Below are 18230 nucleotides of genomic sequence, written 5' to 3'. Positions count from 1 at the left end.
AATGTATATCTGGAAAAAGTGCATGATATACCAATTGTTCTTTTTTTTTCAAAAGATGAGGTTCTAAAACAAGAAGCAGTTGACAGAAGGTGGGTTGAATAGTAGTTTTTTAATAAGATCAATACGTAACAGGAGGAGCATCTTTGTTAAAATCTAAAGTTCATTTTTGGACATTCCAAATATTACTTGTTTTACTCATTGTCTATGTATCAACTAAGGTTTCGTTTTTATTTCAGCCGATTATTTTATTTGCATCAACACTGTTTGTCCCCATCTTACTGGCGGGTATTCTCTTTTTCATCTTTAATCCAATTGTTCGATTTTTGTCCAAGAAAATTCCTAGGACACTCGCTATCCTGATCATTTATCTCTTGTTCATTGGACTCATCACGTTCATCGTCAATGCTGCTGGACCGGTGATTGTCTCGCAGGTCGGTGGACTTGTCAAAAGCTTCCCTGGTTATGTGACGGACATGCAGAAGTTTATCAATGACTTTTCGCATTCTAAAACATTTACTTGGATGATGAACCAAGATTATGTGTCTGTCTCAAAATTTGAACAGACGATCGTTTCGACATTAAAAGATTTGCCGGAAAATATCGCTTCAAGTATGTCTGCGGTGTTTGGCGTGATTGCCAATATTGCTTTAGCCGTCATCACAGTTCCGTTCATTTTGTTTTATATGCTGAAAGACGGACATAAGTTTCCCGACAAGCTCGTTCAATTTTTGCCAATGCCTTACCGTAAGGAAGGATTGAAGATTTTTAAAGAATTAAACGACACACTTGCGGCTTACATACAGGGGCAGATTGTTGTCTGTTTATTTGTTGGAGTGGCTTGTTTTATCGGATACTTATTAATTGGTGTGAAATATGCGCTTATTCTCGGTATTATCATTGCGGTCACAAATGTGATCCCGTACCTTGGACCATATCTTGGCGCGGCACCAGCTGTGCTGATTGCCTTTCTTGATTCGCCTGGAAAAGCAGTGGTGACAGTGATTGTGATTCTTGTCGTTCAGCAAATTGACGGAAATGTCATTTCTCCATTGATCATTGGGAAACGCCTTAACACACACCCTTTGACCATTATCCTGCTGTTAATTGGGGCAGGAAGCTTTGGGGGCATCCTTGGCATGATCTTTGCAGTCCCTGTCTATGCACTGCTCAAAGCGATCACCTTGAATATTGTCAGATTGGTTCAGCTGCGTCAGCGGTCTCGTAAAGAACAGCATTTAAACGTATAGGGCAGATGCACAACTTTTCCCTTTTTGCATAAGATGGTTGACATAAGCAGATAGGGGGAGATTCTGATGCCTGCAATCGTTGGACCTATTCATATCGAGTCATTAGGAGGAAACGGTGCAGCTACTTTCGGTGATGTACTGGCCATCGCCCCTTTGGCTGTAAACCACTCCACTGGCGGGGCGGGAGCCTTTAATTCAGGTGATTATATGTCTCTTACAAGTGATCCTAATGCGACGATGCTTTGGGACTTCACATTGTTTGACCAGCCTCAATCATTTAATGCATAGAAAGACAGCTGGTGATCAAATATCAGCTGTCTTTTTTTATTTGTGATACACGTATTGTTGAGCTGGGCATATGATGTGGATAGAAAAGGTGGTGGCGCAATGCCAGCGATTGTTGAACCTATTCATATAGATCGTGTGTACGGAAATGGGGCGGCACATTTCGGCGGTGTTTTTCCCATTTCGCCAAAAAGTGTTGATTACTCCGCCGGTGGTTCAGGTACCTATAATGCAGGGGACCTCGTCCAATTTTTTAACAGTCCAAACGTCACATTTGTTTGGGATTTAAATCTTATTAGTCAGCAAAAGAGCTTCAATGCGTAGCCAGCTTTGAAAGGGATTTCCTTTTCAGAAGCTGTCTTTTTTTATGGTACAATGGATATGGATGTAAGAAGAAAAAAGAGGTGTGAACAGAGTCAAATGAAAATTAGAAAAGCACACATCACAAGCCGGCAACCAAAGACCTACAATGTATATTTACATGAAAATAAAAAAGAATATAAAACGCTTGTTGCCGTACCTGACATTGAATGGAGTATATCCATTGCGTACGAGGACGAAAAAGAGCAGCTGATCCATACGCTCGAGCAATCCTTAATGGAAAGAGCAGAAACAGACGAAGTCCGTGAGCTTGCACTAAAGATTGTGCACTGGGTCACAGAAATGTAAATTTTAAAACCAGGAGTGAAAACAGCGATGAAAGAAGAATCCGTAGACTTTTATTTGCAGCAAGGAATATTTGGACATGCTGAAACAAAGCCCGATGAACGAAGAATGTTTCTCGGTTCATTAAGGGAACGAGCGCTTCTCGCCCTGACAAAGGGACAGGTATTACGAAATAAACCGTATCAAGAGGTCGAACAAGTATTAAAGTCCAACCGTCAGGCCACTGTTCTTTTAAATGGTGAGTTGTCCTATGCTTCATATTCTCAATATGTGAAAATGGCTAATGCCGCTGGTTGTTCCTTTAAAGTGGTGAATCATTATGAGGCGCATTCTCCTTTTGGTCTTGTGATAGAGCTGCCGAATGCGGTTAATCAAGAGCACATCTATATAGAAGATGAGCTGCTTCAAAAGGCTTTTTCTCACGAATCTGTTGAATAGGTTTCCCTAGTGAAATGAATAGGCTATAATGAGTCAAAAGAGCATATGGGAGAGATGCGGATGGGCAAAGCATTGATTTGTATTGATTATACCGTTGATTTTGTTGCAGACGATGGAAAATTGACATGCGGAAAGCCTGGACAGGCGATTGAGCCTAAGATCAAAGAGATCACTTCTTCGTTTATTGATGAAGGACACTTTGTCGTCTTTGCAGTCGATCATCATGAAGAGCAAGACCCTTATCATCCAGAGACAAAGTTATTTCCGCCCCATAATATTCGCGGGACAAAGGGAATTGAACTTTATGGCAAACTAAGTTCACTATTTCACACGTCAAAACATTTAAAGCATGTCTACTATATGGAAAAAACAAGATACTCTGCTTTTGCAGGCACTCAATTAGAAATGAAACTGCGCGAACGCGGCATCACTGAACTTCATTTAGCCGGCGTATGTACCGATATTTGTGTACTTCATACAGCTGTTGATGCGTACAATAAAGGCTTCGAACTTGTGATTCACCAGAATGCTGTAGCGAGTTTTAATGAAGCGGGGCACGAGTGGGCACTTTCTCACTTTGAGCAGTCGCTTGGTGCGAAAGTGGTTAAGTAAGGGAAGGAGAATGGAAGTTGGAGCATCGGTTTATTGACGACAGTTTATCACTACATACAGATCTTTATCAAATTAACATGGCAGAAACGTATTGGAGAGACGGCATTCATGAGAAGAAGGCAGTTTTTGAACTCTTCTTCAGAAAGCTTCCATTTGACAATGGCTTCGCTGTATTTGCTGGTTTAGAGAAAGCGATTGAATATTTATCGGACTTCTCCTTCACCGAAAGTGATCTAGCGTATTTAAAAGATGAACTCGGTTATAAAAGCGATTTCATTGATTATTTAAGCGGGTTGTCCTTTACAGGAACACTTCATTCAATGCGGGAAGGCGAAATTGTCTTTGCAAATGAACCGATCATGCGCATCGAGGCAACGCTTGTAGAAGCGCAGCTAATCGAAACAGCCTTGCTGAATATTGTGAATTTCCAAACGCTGATCGCAACAAAGGCGGCTCGGATTAAAGGAATCATTGAAGATGAGACAGCACTAGAATTCGGAACAAGACGTGCGCATGAAATGGATGCAGCGATGTGGGGAGCAAGAGCGGCACTCATCGGCGGCTTCCAGGCGACAAGTAATGTTCGTGCTGGGAAGCGCTTCAACATTCCAGTGTCAGGAACTCATGCCCATGCGCTTGTACAAGCATACCGCGATGAATATACGGCATTTAAAAAATATGCTGAAACCCATACAGACTGTGTCTTTTTAGTCGATACGTATGATACCGTGAGATCCGGTATTCCGAATGCCATTAAGGTAGCGAAAGAATTCGGAGACAAAATCAACTTTATTGGTGTCAGACTTGATAGCGGTGACCTTGCATACTTGTCTAAAAAAGCTAGAATGATGCTGGATGATGCAGGATTCCATGATGCAAAAGTCATTGCATCGAGCGATCTTGATGAACATACCATCATGAATTTAAAAGCACAGGGTGCCAAAATTGATGTGTGGGGTGTTGGGACAAAGCTGATCACAGCATTTGATCAGCCAGCCCTCGGTGCAGTGTATAAGCTTGTGTCCATTGAAGAAAACGGCAAAATGAATGATACTATCAAAATTTCATCCAACCCAGAGAAAGTGACAACACCAGGACGTAAACGTGTGTACCGCATCATCAATCAATTGAATCATCATTCTGAGGGTGACTACATTGCGCTCGAAGAGGAAGATGTTCATAGTGAGGATAAACTGAAAATGTTCCACCCTGTGCATACATTTATCAGCAAATTTGTTACAAACTTTGTGGCTAAGGATCTTCATGTCCCTATTTTCGAACAAGGAAAACTTGTATATGACAATCCGGATATTCAAACGATTCAAGCCTATGTGCAGGATAGCCTCGGACTTTTCTGGGAGGAATATAAACGAATCAGCAAACCAGAAGAATATCCAGTCGATTTGAGTCAAAAATGCTGGGATAACAAGATGCAGTTTATCCATGACGTGAAAAATAAAATTAAAAAAGAGCTTTATGAAAGCTAATTGGAAGAAAAGGAGATCATCAACCCGGGTGATCTCTTTTTTTATTTTTTGACCGATTCAAAGTGAACCATAAGCACAATCATTTGGTATACTGAAAGCACATCTTGTTTGTCATTGCATAAAGGAGGATTGGAGCAGTTGAGGGTGTTTGTTGCGAGACAGCCTATTTTTAACAGAAAAGAACAAGTCGTATCATATGAGCTGCTTTATAGAGATAGTGAAACCAATACATATAGCGCTGAAGACGGTGACCAAGCGACAACGGACCTCATTATAAATAGCTTTTTAAATATCGGTATCGAAACATTGACAGAAGGCAAACGATGCTACATTAATTTCACCGAAAGCTTACTTTCGTCTGATCTGCTCACCTATTTTGATCCGCATCAGCTTGTGATCGAGATATTAGAAAATGTACCGATTACCCCGGCACTTATTATGAGATGTAAGCAGTTAAAAAAATGGGGATATACGATTGCACTTGATGATTTTTTTCTAAGCGGAACACATTTTAGTGACAAGTTGCTTGACGAACTCCTCTATTGCATTGATATTTTAAAAATTGACTTTCTGAAGACCACATCGGAAGAACGAAGAAATATTCTACATACGTATAAAAAATATCGACTTCGCTTCCTTGCAGAAAAGGTGGAAACGCGAAGAGAGTATGAAGAAGCGCTAGAAGCCGGCTTCCATTTGTTTCAAGGGTATTTCTTTAGCGAGCCTCGTGTCATATCAGGACGAGCATTATCGACCAGCTTCCATGCGTACCACCAGCTTTTAAATGAGCTGAGCAAGGAACAGCCGAATATCCAGGTCGTGACCCATTTTATTGAAAGTGACCTTTCGCTGTCATATCAATTATTAAAAATGCTGAATTCAGGCGGCATGAGACGTCTTTATCAAATCAAAAGTATCCGGCAGGCGATTATCCTGCTTGGGTTTAATGAAATTCGGCGCTGGATCTTTATTCTTTCATTTAAAGAACTGAATGTCCAAGCAAACTCAAGCCAAAAAGAAATTATCAAAATGTCATTCATTCGGGCGAAAACGTGTGAACTGATTGCGAGTCGTACTGAACGAGAGCACCCAGCCTCTTATATGCTGACAGGTATGTTTTCTCTCATTGATACGCTTGTCAGGGCAGATATTACAGAACTTGTGAAAGAGCTGCCGCTTTCTGATGAAGTTGGCGAGGCACTGCTTGGCTATGAAAATGATTATTCATTTGTGCTAGGTGTAGCCAAACGGATTGAACGAAATGAATGGGATGATGAGATGTTAAATGGGGAACTCCCGAAGCAAGAAGCCTACGGCTGTTATATAGAAGCCATTGAATGGTGTCATAAAATGTTTGAATCTTAAGAAAAGCCGCTCAGGTCAGAGCGGCTTTTTTTGTTATGCCCACTGTAAAAGAAGAAAAAGTCTGCTAGAGGCGAGAGACAAGTAGATACGAATGCCTTCTGGACTAAAGCGGATGTCAATGCCACTTTTCACACCGATTTGCTTCAGCATTCGGATGACACTTGTCGAATCAGAGCGCTCAGCAGCCTCCATGATGCGCTGTGCAAATGAAAGCGAGCTGGAAATCTGCTGTGTAATGAGTGAAGCATCAGCAACAAGTCGGGCTGATTCTTTTGCGGCTCGTTGAAACGAGTGGGCATCTACTGGAGGAAAAGTCATAGGTGTGCGCGGGTATGCATGGCTCATTGCGGGAACCTGCAAAGCAGGATAAGGAACATAGTAAAACATATGGTCACCTCTTCTCTCATTGACGTGAAATTGGACGGATATCTGTTCTAAATGTATGTAGAAAATCAGAATAAAGAATCAAAATGATCTTTCTATCTTTATAAATCCAACATAAAAATAGGTACTTTTGCGGTCAATTTCGGTGAATGTCGCCAAAAAATTGCGGTGTCCACAATAGGGTCTGTCGTCTGACCTATAACACGCAAAACCGAGGATATGGAAGGGATCATACGTTCTGATGTGAGAAAAGTGTGACGAATGATGCCTATTCTTGTCGCAAAAATGACGCAGTTCCTTTGGAATTGAGATAAAAGTATGATTTGAAAAGTCAGAAAATGATGAAAAAAGACCTATTGAATTTTGCGGTATCACGCACACATTTTGTGCATACTTTTCGGTGAAAAAATACTCAATTACATTTACACTGTTAGTAACAGATCAAATACTTATGACCCAATCACCATACACAAATACATTGATCTTCCAAAAAAGGAGAGTGGAATCGATGGAAAAGTATGAAATCGAAGAACTTAAACAATTATTATGGAAACTTGAAAACGAAATTAGAGAAACAACGGCTTCTCTTCATAACATTAACAAAAGCATTGATCAATACGACAAATATGAATATGTGAAAATTTCTTAAAGACTTGATAATCATCAAGTCTTTTTTTTATCCAAATACATACAAAAAAAGGATATATTATTATATAATTGTTAAATAGTGATGTCAGTGGACATTTGCTCATGTCTTTTTAGTAAAATAAAAGGCGGAAGGGTGAGGTACAAGAGCGAGTATGCTAAACTATCTAGAGAATACAAAAATCAAGCAGAATATGTCTGATTTTATTCAACATGCAGTCAGGCAGAAGGATTTACAACAACTGCTTCTAGAATTTACAGATAGAAAGAATGAATTTCCCTTTGGGCAATTGGCTTACAAGCATTATGAGGCATTTGGCGGACAAGACAAGCAAGCGATTACACAATTGTCAGCAGGGATTGAACTTCTCATCTTATCAGCCGATATATTAGATGATATTGAAGATCAGGACAATGATTCGTATCCTTGGATGAACGTCGACCAAGGAGTGGCCATCAATGCTTCTACGTATTTGTATACGCTGAGTACCCAATTCATCATATCAATAGGTGAAAATGATTCTCAACTAATTGAGAAACTGTTCCAACTCATCAAATGGTCAATGGAAGGACAACATGAGGATTTGCGTCATATGCATGAAACAGAAGAAGAGTGTGTAGAGGTGTTAAGGAAAAAATCAGGATCATTAACAGCTCTTTCTAGTGTACTGGGTGTTTATTTAGCGACGAGAAAAATCAACTCAACTGTGGAATCATATTCAATATGTTATGGTGTTGCTGAACAGATCAGTAACGATTTTTTTGCGTTATTTTCGAAAACAAACGGAGATTTTCTAAAAAAACAAACGCTGGCATTTAGCTATTTACAAAGAGGTTTTAACGATGCCAGTCAAGAGCTTCTTACGTTCTTTTCCGGTCGTTTAGATGAGTCAGAACAAAAGTCATTTCAGCTGAAGCAGAAATTACTTGAAGCTGGTTTGACTCAGTACATGGTATCAATGAGAGAGATTATGCTGTTAAAAATGAGGCAAGGGATTGAACAACTTGATTTACCTAAAACAAATAAGGAACAATTGTATGCATTTATGACAAAGGAGGGCAATGATTGAACATTCAAAATGTTATTGCATATTTAATGAATAATCCTAGTGTTGTGAATGAATTGGACTTAGGGAATGCAAGTTTAATTCACACAGATGAGCAAACCATGAAAGCAATCATTCAGGGCATTAAAAAAGGGCAAATGTCTGCAGATTATATATGGTACTATAAATGATACTATTCATTTAAAAATGATTTAAAAGTTCTCCAGTTAAGGATGTTTTATACATGAAGATAACTTATACGAAACTATCTGCTTTTTTGGTTTTTCTGTCTTTTTTATTTGTGATCTATGTTTCATATATTTATGTATTTGATATTTTTAATGGAGCACATGTAGCGGAGAACAAGAACGGTCAAGCAGAAGTTGTCAAAGTTGAATATCTTTCTTTAGCCTACACATCAGGATTAGAAGAAGGAGATATTATACTTAAAATCAATGGGGAACCTGCTAACAACAAAGATCATTTGATCAATGGTGAGCTTAGGAATGTGCAAAGAATTGATATTCAAAGAGGCAACCAAATGATCACCCTTAAAAATAAGACATTGATTGGTCAAGAAAGTTTATTTGTCTATTTAATTCCTCTCGTCCTGTATTCAATTTGTTTATTTTGTATCTTCTTTATCATTAGAATTAACAAAGAGGTCCAACGAAAATCAGCATTTCTTTTAGTTTTATTTTTATTAACGATTTGTATCGGATATCTTAGTGCAGGTACTTCAGGTATTGGTGATAGATTTAGCCATTATGTGATCACATTTTGTTTATCAAGTGTATTTATCTTTTATATTCATTTCATTTATCAATATTTCAAAGAATTTGACCTGCGTATAACGACTAAAAATATGATACGTATTTTATACAGTCTTCCACTAATTAATCTGGTGATAGAGCTAGCAGTTCCAATAGATTCAGCGATAGCAAGATACATGCCAAGTTTAAATCTTTTATTCTTTTTCGCTTCTATTATCATGTCATTCAAAGTGATTATCAATGGAATGCGGAAATATAAAGAGACAGAGCAGGGATCTGTTTTAAAGTTTTTTGTCATGATTAATATCATAGCCTTTTGTCCATTTATATTTTTATTTGCAATTCCATATGTTTTATTTCGTATTTATGTGGTAGATCCCTTTTTCTTAACTTCTTTTGTCTTGCTCATTCCTTTTTCACTCGTGTATCAATTCATGACAAATAAGCTTTACAATATGGATTTTTTGATTAGTAGACTGAAATACTATGGATTTCTTGCCATCACACCGACCATTTTTGTTGTCGTCACGTTTTACATTTTGCAAAAACCAGAAGATTTGAAGTACACACTGAAGCTCGCATTAATCACCTACGCGCTCATGCTGGCTGTTTTCTATTTCAAAGAAATTCTAGATTTCCGTTTTCGTCTGAAGCGTTTTTCAGAGAAGCATAATTACCAGGACAGCGTGTTTAAATTTACGCAGCTTATTCGTGAGGCGTCATCACTTCATCAAGTGCTGTATCATTTGAAATACACCATTTTAGAAGTGCTTGTTGTTAATAAAGCCTTTGTGCTTGAAGTGAAGCCAGATGGACAGATTGAAGAGATTGATGAATCTTCAGGTGATAGCAATCTATGGAAAGAGTATGTGGATCAATTTCAGGATATTTTAGGGGAAGTCGGGAAAATCATTGAGCTTGATAAAGGGTTTATGATGAAAATTGGCGAGCGGGGCGGTCACTCGTTTATGATTTGCTGTTTATCCAATTTACAGACACCGAAATTGACGCGTGATGAGATTTCTTGGCTGAAAACATTGGCTTTTTATACAAGTGTCAGTTTAGAAAATGTCGTCAAGATCGAAGAATTGATGGAGCATCTTGAAGATTTGAAGCAGCGTGAAGCGAATCCTGCTTGGCTGAAAAAAGTCATGTTTGCGATGGAAGAAAAGCAGCGCTCCGATTTAGCAAGGGATCTTCATGATTCCGTGCTGCAGGATTTGATATCACTGAAAAGACAGTCAGAGATGTTTTTAACGAATTTCCAAAACGATCAATGCCCAACGTCTATTGAACAATCGCTTATCTCATGGAATGAACAAATGTCTAAGGTGATTCAAACCACGAGAGAAACATGTCATGAACTTCGGCCGCAGCTGCTGTACGATTTAGGTTTAGTCAAGGCGATGTCGAAGCTGACTTCTCAAATTCAGGAGGAAGCACCGTTTCATATCCGGCTGAATACAACACGCTTTGATAAAGAACTGGACATTGATATTGATTCACAGCTGAATATTTACCGAATTGTTCAGGAGCTGTTATCCAATGCCCTGAAGCACTCCCAAGCCACTCAAGTGTTAGTGATGCTGATTTGTATTAAAGATCAGGTTGTTCTTCACTACGAGGATGATGGAGTCGGTTTTGATGCAAGCCATCTTGATCAGCACACCATGAGCATGGGCCTCTCGGGAATCAGAGAACGAGTCAAGGCGTTAAATGGGAAGCTTCACATTCACACAGCCCCAGAAAAAGGACTGAAGGTGAAAATTGAAATGGAATTGTAACGATTTATTAAGGAATAAGACTTGGCATCTGCCAAGTCTTTTATATAAAATGGAAGTGAGTGATTTAAAGGGAGGAAGACATGAAGAAGATATTGGTCATTGATGATCATCCGGCTGTCATGGAAGGGACAAAAAGCATATTAGAATCAGATCAGCAGCTATCAGTCGATTGTTTAAGTCCTGATGCAGAAGCCGCCTTTTTAAAGACGCATGACTTTTCCATCTATGATGTGATTTTGATGGATTTAAATCTCGGGGATATCAATGGAATGGACATTGCGAAACAAATTCTAGAAACCAACCAGCAAGTGAAAATTATCATTTATACAGGGTATGAAGTAGATGATTATTTTGAAGAGGCCATTCGGGCTGGATTGCACGGTGCAATTAGTAAAACAGAGACAAAAGACAAAATTATTGAATACATACACCGCACATTGCAAGGAGAAGTTGTCATTCAGCTATCCTATTTAAAGAAGTTAATTTCACAGCAGCAAGAAAAGCCAGAACAGGCGCAGCAGACCGATCATGAGCTGTTAACAGAGCGAGAGTGTTTGATCCTCAGAGAAGTGGAAAAAGGATACACGAACCAAGAGATTGCCGATGTGCTTCATTTGAGCAAACGCTCGATTGAATACAGCTTGACGTCCATCTTTAATAAGCTGAATGTTGGCTCTCGAACCGAAGCGGTGTTAATTGCAAAATCTGAAAGTGTGCTGTAAACGTGTGAAGGGAGAGAACCCTGATGGAAGTGAGTGGATCAAATACACTGCTTGAGGCACTTGGGATTGAGATTGTAGAGTGTAATAAGTCACGATGCGTGGCGACAATGCCAGTCGATCACAGAACAAAACAGCCATTTGGACTGCTGCACGGAGGAGCATCTGCTGCTCTAGCAGAAACAGTGGCAAGCATGGGGGCTGCGGCTCATTTAGACTTAACTCAGCAAGTTTGCTCAGGGATTGAAATCAATGCCAATCATTTAAAATCTGTACGTGATGGAGTAGTGACAGCGACGGCTGTTCCTGTACATGTAGGGCGCCGTACAATGGTATTTCAAATTGATATTAAAGATGATCGAGATCGGCACATCTGTACGTCAAGATGCACACTTGCTGTCATTGATCGCATATAAAAAAGCTCCCGGTGCAGCGGAAGCTTTTTTTAGGTTGGATTGATCCATAAAATGGTTTTTTTATAGAAATAAAAGAAGGACCTCACATGTGAGGCCCTTCTTTCGGTTTATAAGTACGAGTCTTCTTTTCGTTTAATCACAAAGTTACGAAAACCGCCATAATCGTCTTGTACACTTCGTTTGTCCATCTTGACCCCGGTATTGTAGGCGGCTCTTCCGATCAAGTGTGCGCCGACCGGAGCTGTTAAAAAGATAAAGACAATCCCGAGCAGAATCTTCGCAGAGATGATACCTGCAAGAAACCATTCGTGAAAGAATACCCCAACTAATATGAGGACAACACCAAGTGTCGATGCTTTTGATGCAGCATGCATTCGTGTATAAACATCTGGCAGGCGAAGGACGCCAATGGCTGAAATAAGACAAAGGATGGCGCCAAGCAGGATGAAGAAAATGACAATAGCTTTAGCGATGACGATCATTTTCAATCACTTCCCCTTTCTCAAGGAATTTGGAAAAAGCGACAGTGCCGATAAAGGCAAGGATACCGAGCAGTAAAATAATTTCAAAGAACGTTGTCGTTTTCAGCAAAATGGAAACGATGGCTGTCATCCCAATTAAATTGATTCCTATCGCATCAAGCGCACTTACACGATCAGGAATAGAGGGACCTTTGATAACTCGTATAACAAAAAGAAGGGTGGACAGTGCAAGAATGCCAAGTGACATTTGTAATATGATCTCCATTACTTACCACTCACCTCCTGAATCGCTTTTTCAAATGAAACCCGGATATCGTGAATGGCTTTTTCCGCATCTTCAATATCCATCGCATGAATGTATAAAATCGAACGATCATCAGAAATATCAATGACTAGTGTACCTGGTGTCAAAGTAATCATGTTAGAAAGTATGGTAATTTCCCAATCCATTTTCAAGTCCGTACGAAAGGCGAAAATACCGGGCTTAATTGTGAGCTTTGGAGATAATACGGTCTTTAGTACACTTAAATTGGCAAGAAGCAGCTCCCGAATAAAAATCAAAACGAGCTTGAAAATGGCATAAAGTGCAAAGCCGTAAAAACGTTGCGGGAAGAAACGGCGCAGCATAAAAATGGCGACCATCCCAAGTATAAACCCTGATACAAAGCCTGAGGCCGTGTATGTATCATTCATAAACATCCATGTAAAGGCGAGGAGAGCGTTTAATAATATTTGAAAGGCCATGTTCATCTACTCCTTCAGCACAGCTTGAATATATTTTTCTGGTGTTGAGAGCATTTCCGCTGCTTGATTGATATAAGGGGCAATGAACTCTGTCCCTAACCCAATGGCAAGCGACAAGATCACAAGCAGTACGCCAGGGTACACCATTCCTTTAATCGACGGTTTCCTTCTTCGCATATCTTGTTCCTCACCCCAAAATGCGAGCATGAAAATCCTCATGACGCTATAAAGGACAAGAAGGCTGGACAGTAAGACAAGGATAGAAAAGGTCATGTGTCCAGCAGAAAAGCCGCCTTCCACAATTTTTAGCTTTCCTACAAAACCGCTCAGCGGCGGAATTCCTGCAAGGGATAATGCTGATATGAAAAACATCCAGCCAAGAAGTGGCTGTGATTGAATCAGCCCGCCCATCTTTTTCAGATTGTTTGTGCCAGCGTACACAAAGAGTGCACCTGCCAGCATAAATAAAGCCCCTTTGATGACCATGTCGTGAATGAGATAATAAATGGCCCCTTGGAGTGATGCAGGAGTATTGGCTGCAATTCCAAATAAAATGACCCCGACCGCTGTCACAATGTTATAAATCACGATCTTTTGCACATCGGAATAGGCAATCGAGCCAATCACACCAAATATCACCGTCAGTGCGGCCAGCCACGCCATAAATGTATGAGTGAACCCTGTATCGTGTATAAAAATTAACGTAAAGACTCTGGCAATCGCATACAAGCCAACCTTTGTCAGCAAAGCGCCAAATAGAGCGGAAATCGCTGCAGGCGGTGCATGATACGACCCTGGAAGCCAGAAATAAAGCGGGAAGATCCCAGCTTTTAAGCCAAATACAATCATGAACAGAATGGAAATGACAGTGATTAATCCTGTTTGCCCTGATTCAGCGATCTTCACACTTAAATCAGCCATATTCAGTGTACCAGTGACTGCATATAAACAAGCGACACCGACGATAAATAAAGCCGATGAGATGATGTTAAACACAATGTATTTGAGTGATTCACGAAGCTGCGGTTTTGATCCGCCCAGAACAATGAGCATGTATGACGCCATCAGCAGCAATTCAAAGAATACAAACAGGTTGAAGATATCTCCTGTTAAAAAGGCACCGCTCACGCCAGCTAACAAGAACTGTACGCCAGAATAATAGAACAGCCGCTCTCTTTCTTTTCCAATTGTTCGAAAGGAAAAAAGCACTGTGACAAGCCCAACAATGGAAGCGGTCAGTACGAGCAGTGCAGCAAACTGATCGGCCACAAGCGCAATGCCAAATGGTGCTTTCCAGCCGCCCAAATAAAGTGTTTGAATCCCATTTGTGAAAATCGTTTGGACCAAAAATAGATTGCACGCGATCGCTGTAAGAGATGCAAAAACGCTAAAACCTCTAGACAGCATGATATTTTTATTCATAAAAATCAGCAATGTAGCGGATAGAACTGGTACTAAAATAGGTAATATAACGAGATTATTCATGCTGATCATTTCCTCTCATTTGATCCATGTCATCTGTTCGCAGCTCTTGGAAGGCTCGGAAGGCCATGACGAGTAGAAATGATGTCACACCAAACGAAATGACAATAGCCGTTAAAATTAATGCTTGTGGCAATGGATCTACATAGGATGTAATCCCCTCAGTTAAAATGGGAGGAGCTCCTTTTTTTAAGCCGCCCATTGTTAATAGGAGTAAATGGACACCGTGGCTCAAAACAGCAGTACCAACGATGACCCGCAAAAGGCTTTTTGAAAGCAGTAAATAGGTCGCCGTCATAAAGATAATTCCGACGAGAATAGACATTAGAAATTCCATTATTCCTTCTCTCCAATCGTTTGAATAATGGTCATGGTGACACCGACAACAACCAAATACACACCGATATCAAACAGGACGGCTGTTGCCAGCTCTGTTTTCCCTAAAATCGGTAATTGAAAATAACCAAAGGTATGGGATAGGAAAGGTGCGCTGAACAGGAAAGAACCCATACCAGTCAATAGCGCAATGAGCAGCCCCACACCTGCAACATAGATAAAGTTGAACGGCAGAATGCGTCTTACTGTCTTCAGATCGTAGGCTAAGAGCAGAAGGACGACAGCACTGGCACTCATTAAGCCTCCAATAAATCCTCCGCCTGGATTGTTATGTCCCGCAAGAAACAGGTGAAGGGAGAAGAGCAGGATGATGAATGCAGTGATTTTGGTTGTAACTTGTAAAAGCATATCATTCGTATCAATTTTTCTCATCGGCGCACTCCTCTCTTCCGTTTTTCTTGTGTCTTTAATAATCCATAGATACCAAGTGCCGCAATCGCCAGCACGGTAATTTCAAACAGTGTATCAAAGCCCCTGAAATCAACAAGGATGACATTGACAATGTTGTCTCCGCCTGCAAGCTTGTAGCTGTTTTCAATAAAGTAAGACGCAATCGTATCAAGTGACTGATTGCTTGTTGAAGCGAAAGCAAGGCATGTCACAATGACACCAACACCTACTGAAATAATGAGATTGGTCATTTTAAATTTCCTTGTTTTTTGCTTCATGCTCAGCTTTGGCAAGTGATAGAAGCAAAGTAAAAACAGTGCCACAGAAATTGTTTCAATAATTAACTGGGTGAGGGCAAGGTCAGGTGCCCTGAAAATAACAAAAAATAGTGACAGCGTATACCCCATGACACCTAGCCCGATAATGGCTGTTAAGCGAGAACGAGCAAACACAGTCGTGAGGGTTGCTGCTATCATCACTAATGACAGAATGACCTCGTACGTGCCGATTGGAGCAGCATGCTCCATATTAAATGAGAAGGCATTCTGATAAAACATGACACTCCCAAGCACGATAATCATGAACCCAAACACATAGACAAGGTAATCACGAAGGAAACCGGTCATATAACTGTTTGTCAGGCGATATGAACCTTTTTCTAAACCGATTAGAGAACGATCGTATAAAGTGTTAAATGACCATTTCTCCTTAAATATGTTGTACATTGGACGCCATTTCGACAACGTCAAATATCCGATAATCCCTAAAGCTGCAACACCTATTGTCATATAAAGCTCTGGCTGAAAGCCGTGCCATGCTTCAATTTTGACAACAAACCGTTTTCCTGGATCAATCGCATCGGGAATAATGGCTGCAATCGCAGGTTCAATGACAGAATAAGCTAGAATATTTGGGAAGAAGAAAAAGGTGACCACAAGTGCAGCAAGGATAATTGGCGGGATGAGCATACCAATCGGTGCTTCATGCGGCTTTTTTTCTAATTGATCTAACTGAAGATTGCCTCTAAATGTTTTAAAGAGAAGCATCATACTGTAAATGAACGTAAAGACACTAGCGAGCCAAGCGATGGCTGGGAAAATAGCGCCCCATGTTGAAATGTCAGTAAAGCTGATCTCAGAAATACGCAGCATACTTGTGAAAAACAGCTCTTTACTTAAGAAGCCGTTAAATGGCGGAAGACCAGCCATTGAAAATGTACCGATTAACGTAATCGTAAAGGTAATCGGCATAATGGTCATTAAACCGCCTAACTTCCGAATGTCCCGGGTGCCGGTTTCGTGATCAATGATACCAGCCGCCATAAAGAGACTGCCTTTAAACGTGGCATGATTAATTAAATGGAAGATCGCAGCGAGAACGGCCGCGCCGAAAATGGCGGGGTTGTTTTCATGGATTGCAGCTGCTCCTACACCCAGCATAAGCATAATCATCCCGAGCTGACTAACGGTAGAAAAGGCAAGAATGGCTTTTAAATCGTTTTGACGAACGGCGTGGAATGATCCCCAAAATAATGTCACAAGTCCAACGATGGATATGGTCCAAAACCACACCTCTGAAATAGCAAAGATTGGACTGAAGCGGGCAACAAGATAAATACCAGCTTTCACCATCGTAGCAGAATGCAGATAACTGCTCACAGGGGTAGGTGCTTCCATTGCATCAGGCAGCCAGATATAAAATGGGAACTGCGCTGATTTCGTAAAGGCACCAAGTAAGATCAGAATCATGGCAGGGATAAAGTAAGGTGATGCCATAATGAGCTGAAGCTGATTGACTGCTTCACGAATACTGAATGAATCAGTTATCAGGTAGATGAGGATGAAGCCACCAAGCATAGCTAATCCGCCAAAAACAGTAATAAGCAGTGATTTGGTTGCTCCATATCTAGAGCGTTCCCGCTTATACCAATACCCAATTAAGAGGAAGGAAGAAATACTTGTCAGCTCCCAAAACAAGTAAAGAACCACCATGTTGTCAGATAGAACGACACCGAGCATAGCGGTCATAAACATTAACAAATACGTATAGAAAGAGCCAAGCTGTTCTTTTTCTTTTGATAAGTAGAAAATACTGTACAAGACGACAAGTGCGCCAATACCTGTAATCAATAGCGCAAATAACAAACTAAGACCGTCTACATACACAGTGAAATTCATTCCTAGAGAAGGAATCCATTCGACCTGTGAAAATAACGTTCGTCCATTTGATGTCATCGTAATCATCTGGACAAAATAGCTAAATAATAGAATAGGCAAGATAAGAACAAACCACCCTGTATGTATACGCTTTACGTATTTAAAAAGAAAAGGCACAACAAACGCAAGCAAAAAAGGCGATAGGATGGCGAAGTGAATAAGCTGCAAGAAAATAAACCTCCTTCAATCAATATAAATTCACGTTCTAAAGAACTGGTAAATAAAATTATAGCGTAAATACAGACATAGTGCATTGGTTTGAACTGATTTACAGTAAACTGTATTTGTTTTGAGTTCTTTTGACCACAAAAAATATTTTATCAAAAATGAAACTCATTGTATATTGTTTTGTATTTCGTACATGCTTTTCTTAAAGGAGCTGATTACATGAAACTAAAAGCGGGCATCAGCTTAAGCATATTCTGCACGATTTTAGGAGGAGCATTCTTCATAGAACGAAATGATCAAAAAAGGTGGCAGGCGGAAAGTGAATGGCCGTTGTTTTCAGAACATCTTCTCTATATGACCTATCAAGAGGCAAGACAATATCCATTCCAGCCAAGAGAATATATACGCGTGGTCTCTGCCGAAGAATAAAACCCTTATAGGAGAAAAGAAATATAAAAAAAGCATGTGCCCGTAATAGAGCCCAT

23 protein-coding genes are annotated in these 18230 nt (G+C 40.2%); 15 read left to right on the top strand and 8 right to left on the bottom strand.

The annotated features are described in order from the left end of the window. Positions 1 to 143: 143 nt before the first annotated feature. The 8 genes from C6Y02_RS00635 to C6Y02_RS00600 all read left to right on the top strand — a co-directional run bounded on the left by C6Y02_RS00635 (position 144) and on the right by C6Y02_RS00600 (position 6100). Complete coding sequence (locus tag C6Y02_RS00635; RefSeq protein WP_034659839.1) at positions 144 to 1247, top strand: AI-2E family transporter; 1104 nt, start codon at positions 144 to 146, stop codon at positions 1245 to 1247. 66 nt (positions 1248 to 1313) lie between these two features. Next, positions 1314 to 1535, top strand: coding sequence for a spore germination protein (locus C6Y02_RS00630; RefSeq protein WP_034659837.1), 222 nt, complete (start codon positions 1314 to 1316; stop codon positions 1533 to 1535). Between the two features lie 99 nt (positions 1536 to 1634). Next, on the top strand, positions 1635 to 1856 hold the full coding sequence (locus tag C6Y02_RS00625) for a spore germination protein (RefSeq protein ID WP_106030440.1): 222 nt from the start codon (positions 1635 to 1637) through the stop codon (positions 1854 to 1856). Between the two features lie 96 nt (positions 1857 to 1952). Next, positions 1953 to 2201: a YueH family protein gene (locus tag C6Y02_RS00620; protein WP_106030725.1), complete on the top strand. Its 249-nt coding sequence runs from the start codon at positions 1953 to 1955 to the stop codon at positions 2199 to 2201. A 27-nt stretch (positions 2202 to 2228) separates the two neighbouring features. Further along, positions 2229 to 2636, top strand: coding sequence for a YueI family protein (locus tag C6Y02_RS00615; protein ID WP_060597219.1), 408 nt, complete (start codon positions 2229 to 2231; stop codon positions 2634 to 2636). A gap of 60 nt (positions 2637 to 2696) precedes the next feature. Next, a complete protein-coding gene (locus tag C6Y02_RS00610; RefSeq protein ID WP_106030439.1) occupies positions 2697 to 3248 on the top strand; it encodes a cysteine hydrolase family protein in 552 nt (183 codons plus the stop codon). Between the two features lie 17 nt (positions 3249 to 3265). Next, positions 3266 to 4735 (top strand): nicotinate phosphoribosyltransferase, encoded by a 1470-nt coding sequence (locus tag C6Y02_RS00605; RefSeq protein ID WP_106030438.1) that lies wholly within the window; start codon positions 3266 to 3268, stop codon positions 4733 to 4735. A 138-nt stretch (positions 4736 to 4873) separates the two neighbouring features. After that, positions 4874 to 6100, top strand: a complete 1227-nt coding sequence (locus C6Y02_RS00600; protein ID WP_034659830.1) for an EAL and HDOD domain-containing protein — start codon at positions 4874 to 4876, stop codon at positions 6098 to 6100. Between the two features lie 33 nt (positions 6101 to 6133). On the opposite strand, the gene C6Y02_RS00595 is transcribed toward C6Y02_RS00600, so the two are convergent. Next, entirely contained in the window at positions 6134 to 6487 is a 354-nt protein-coding gene (locus C6Y02_RS00595; RefSeq protein WP_060597216.1) for a YuzC family spore coat inner layer protein, read from the bottom strand. 505 nt (positions 6488 to 6992) lie between these two features. Between C6Y02_RS00595 and degQ the strand changes: the two genes are divergently transcribed. From degQ to C6Y02_RS00565, 6 genes are all read left to right on the top strand, one after another. Further along, entirely contained in the window at positions 6993 to 7133 is a 141-nt protein-coding gene (gene degQ, locus C6Y02_RS00590; RefSeq protein ID WP_003213123.1) for a degradation enzyme regulation protein DegQ, read from the top strand. Between the two features lie 151 nt (positions 7134 to 7284). Further along, positions 7285 to 8199: a polyprenyl synthetase family protein gene (locus C6Y02_RS00585; RefSeq protein ID WP_034659828.1), complete on the top strand. Its 915-nt coding sequence runs from the start codon at positions 7285 to 7287 to the stop codon at positions 8197 to 8199. Next, on the top strand, positions 8196 to 8366 hold the full coding sequence (locus C6Y02_RS00580; RefSeq protein ID WP_080869541.1) for a competence pheromone ComX: 171 nt from the start codon (positions 8196 to 8198) through the stop codon (positions 8364 to 8366). Before C6Y02_RS00585 ends, C6Y02_RS00580 begins: the two co-directional genes overlap by 4 nt. Before the next feature lie 53 nt (positions 8367 to 8419). Then, positions 8420 to 10732, top strand: a complete 2313-nt coding sequence (locus tag C6Y02_RS00575; RefSeq protein WP_034659826.1) for an ATP-binding protein — start codon at positions 8420 to 8422, stop codon at positions 10730 to 10732. Positions 10733 to 10812: 80 nt separating this feature from the next. After that, positions 10813 to 11454, top strand: a complete 642-nt coding sequence (gene comA / locus C6Y02_RS00570) for a two-component system response regulator ComA (RefSeq protein WP_058013793.1) — start codon at positions 10813 to 10815, stop codon at positions 11452 to 11454. 23 nt (positions 11455 to 11477) lie between these two features. Further along, positions 11478 to 11867, top strand: a complete 390-nt coding sequence (locus C6Y02_RS00565) for a hotdog fold thioesterase (RefSeq protein WP_034659822.1) — start codon at positions 11478 to 11480, stop codon at positions 11865 to 11867. Positions 11868 to 11974: 107 nt separating this feature from the next. On the opposite strand, the gene mnhG is transcribed toward C6Y02_RS00565, so the two are convergent. From mnhG to C6Y02_RS00530, 7 genes are read right to left on the bottom strand one after another with little or no spacing between them, the layout of a single operon-like run. Continuing rightward, complete coding sequence (gene mnhG, locus C6Y02_RS00560) at positions 11975 to 12349, bottom strand: monovalent cation/H(+) antiporter subunit G (protein WP_003213369.1); 375 nt, start codon at positions 12347 to 12349, stop codon at positions 11975 to 11977. After that, a complete protein-coding gene (locus C6Y02_RS00555; RefSeq protein ID WP_106030437.1) occupies positions 12333 to 12614 on the bottom strand; it encodes a Na(+)/H(+) antiporter subunit F1 in 282 nt (93 codons plus the stop codon). The genes mnhG and C6Y02_RS00555 overlap by 17 nt, the downstream gene beginning before the upstream one ends. Then, complete coding sequence (locus tag C6Y02_RS00550) at positions 12614 to 13093, bottom strand: Na+/H+ antiporter subunit E (RefSeq protein ID WP_066030467.1); 480 nt, start codon at positions 13091 to 13093, stop codon at positions 12614 to 12616. The genes C6Y02_RS00555 and C6Y02_RS00550 overlap by 1 nt, the downstream gene beginning before the upstream one ends. Before the next feature lie 6 nt (positions 13094 to 13099). Further along, positions 13100 to 14578 carry a Na+/H+ antiporter subunit D gene (locus tag C6Y02_RS00545; RefSeq protein WP_106030436.1) on the bottom strand — a complete coding sequence of 493 codons (1479 nt, stop codon included), beginning with the start codon at positions 14576 to 14578 and terminating at the stop codon, positions 13100 to 13102. Then, on the bottom strand, positions 14571 to 14912 hold the full coding sequence (locus C6Y02_RS00540) for a Na(+)/H(+) antiporter subunit C (RefSeq protein ID WP_066030469.1): 342 nt from the start codon (positions 14910 to 14912) through the stop codon (positions 14571 to 14573). Before C6Y02_RS00540 ends, C6Y02_RS00545 begins: the two co-directional genes overlap by 8 nt. Next, positions 14912 to 15343 (bottom strand): Na(+)/H(+) antiporter subunit B, encoded by a 432-nt coding sequence (locus C6Y02_RS00535; RefSeq protein ID WP_106030435.1) that lies wholly within the window; start codon positions 15341 to 15343, stop codon positions 14912 to 14914. The genes C6Y02_RS00540 and C6Y02_RS00535 overlap by 1 nt, the downstream gene beginning before the upstream one ends. Further along, on the bottom strand, positions 15340 to 17745 hold the full coding sequence (locus C6Y02_RS00530; protein WP_106030434.1) for a Na+/H+ antiporter subunit A: 2406 nt from the start codon (positions 17743 to 17745) through the stop codon (positions 15340 to 15342). The genes C6Y02_RS00535 and C6Y02_RS00530 overlap by 4 nt, the downstream gene beginning before the upstream one ends. A 219-nt stretch (positions 17746 to 17964) precedes the next feature. On the opposite strand from C6Y02_RS00530, the gene C6Y02_RS00525 reads away from it, so the two are divergent. Then, a complete protein-coding gene (locus tag C6Y02_RS00525; protein ID WP_012011099.1) occupies positions 17965 to 18174 on the top strand; it encodes a hypothetical protein in 210 nt (69 codons plus the stop codon). Positions 18175 to 18230 lie beyond the last annotated feature (56 nt).

Source organism: Bacillus sp. NMCC4, from assembly GCF_002998555.1.
GTDB lineage: Bacteria > Bacillota > Bacilli > Bacillales > Bacillaceae > Bacillus.
Note: the sequence above shows the minus strand (reverse complement) of the source record. Positions and strands in the feature narration are given on the sequence as shown.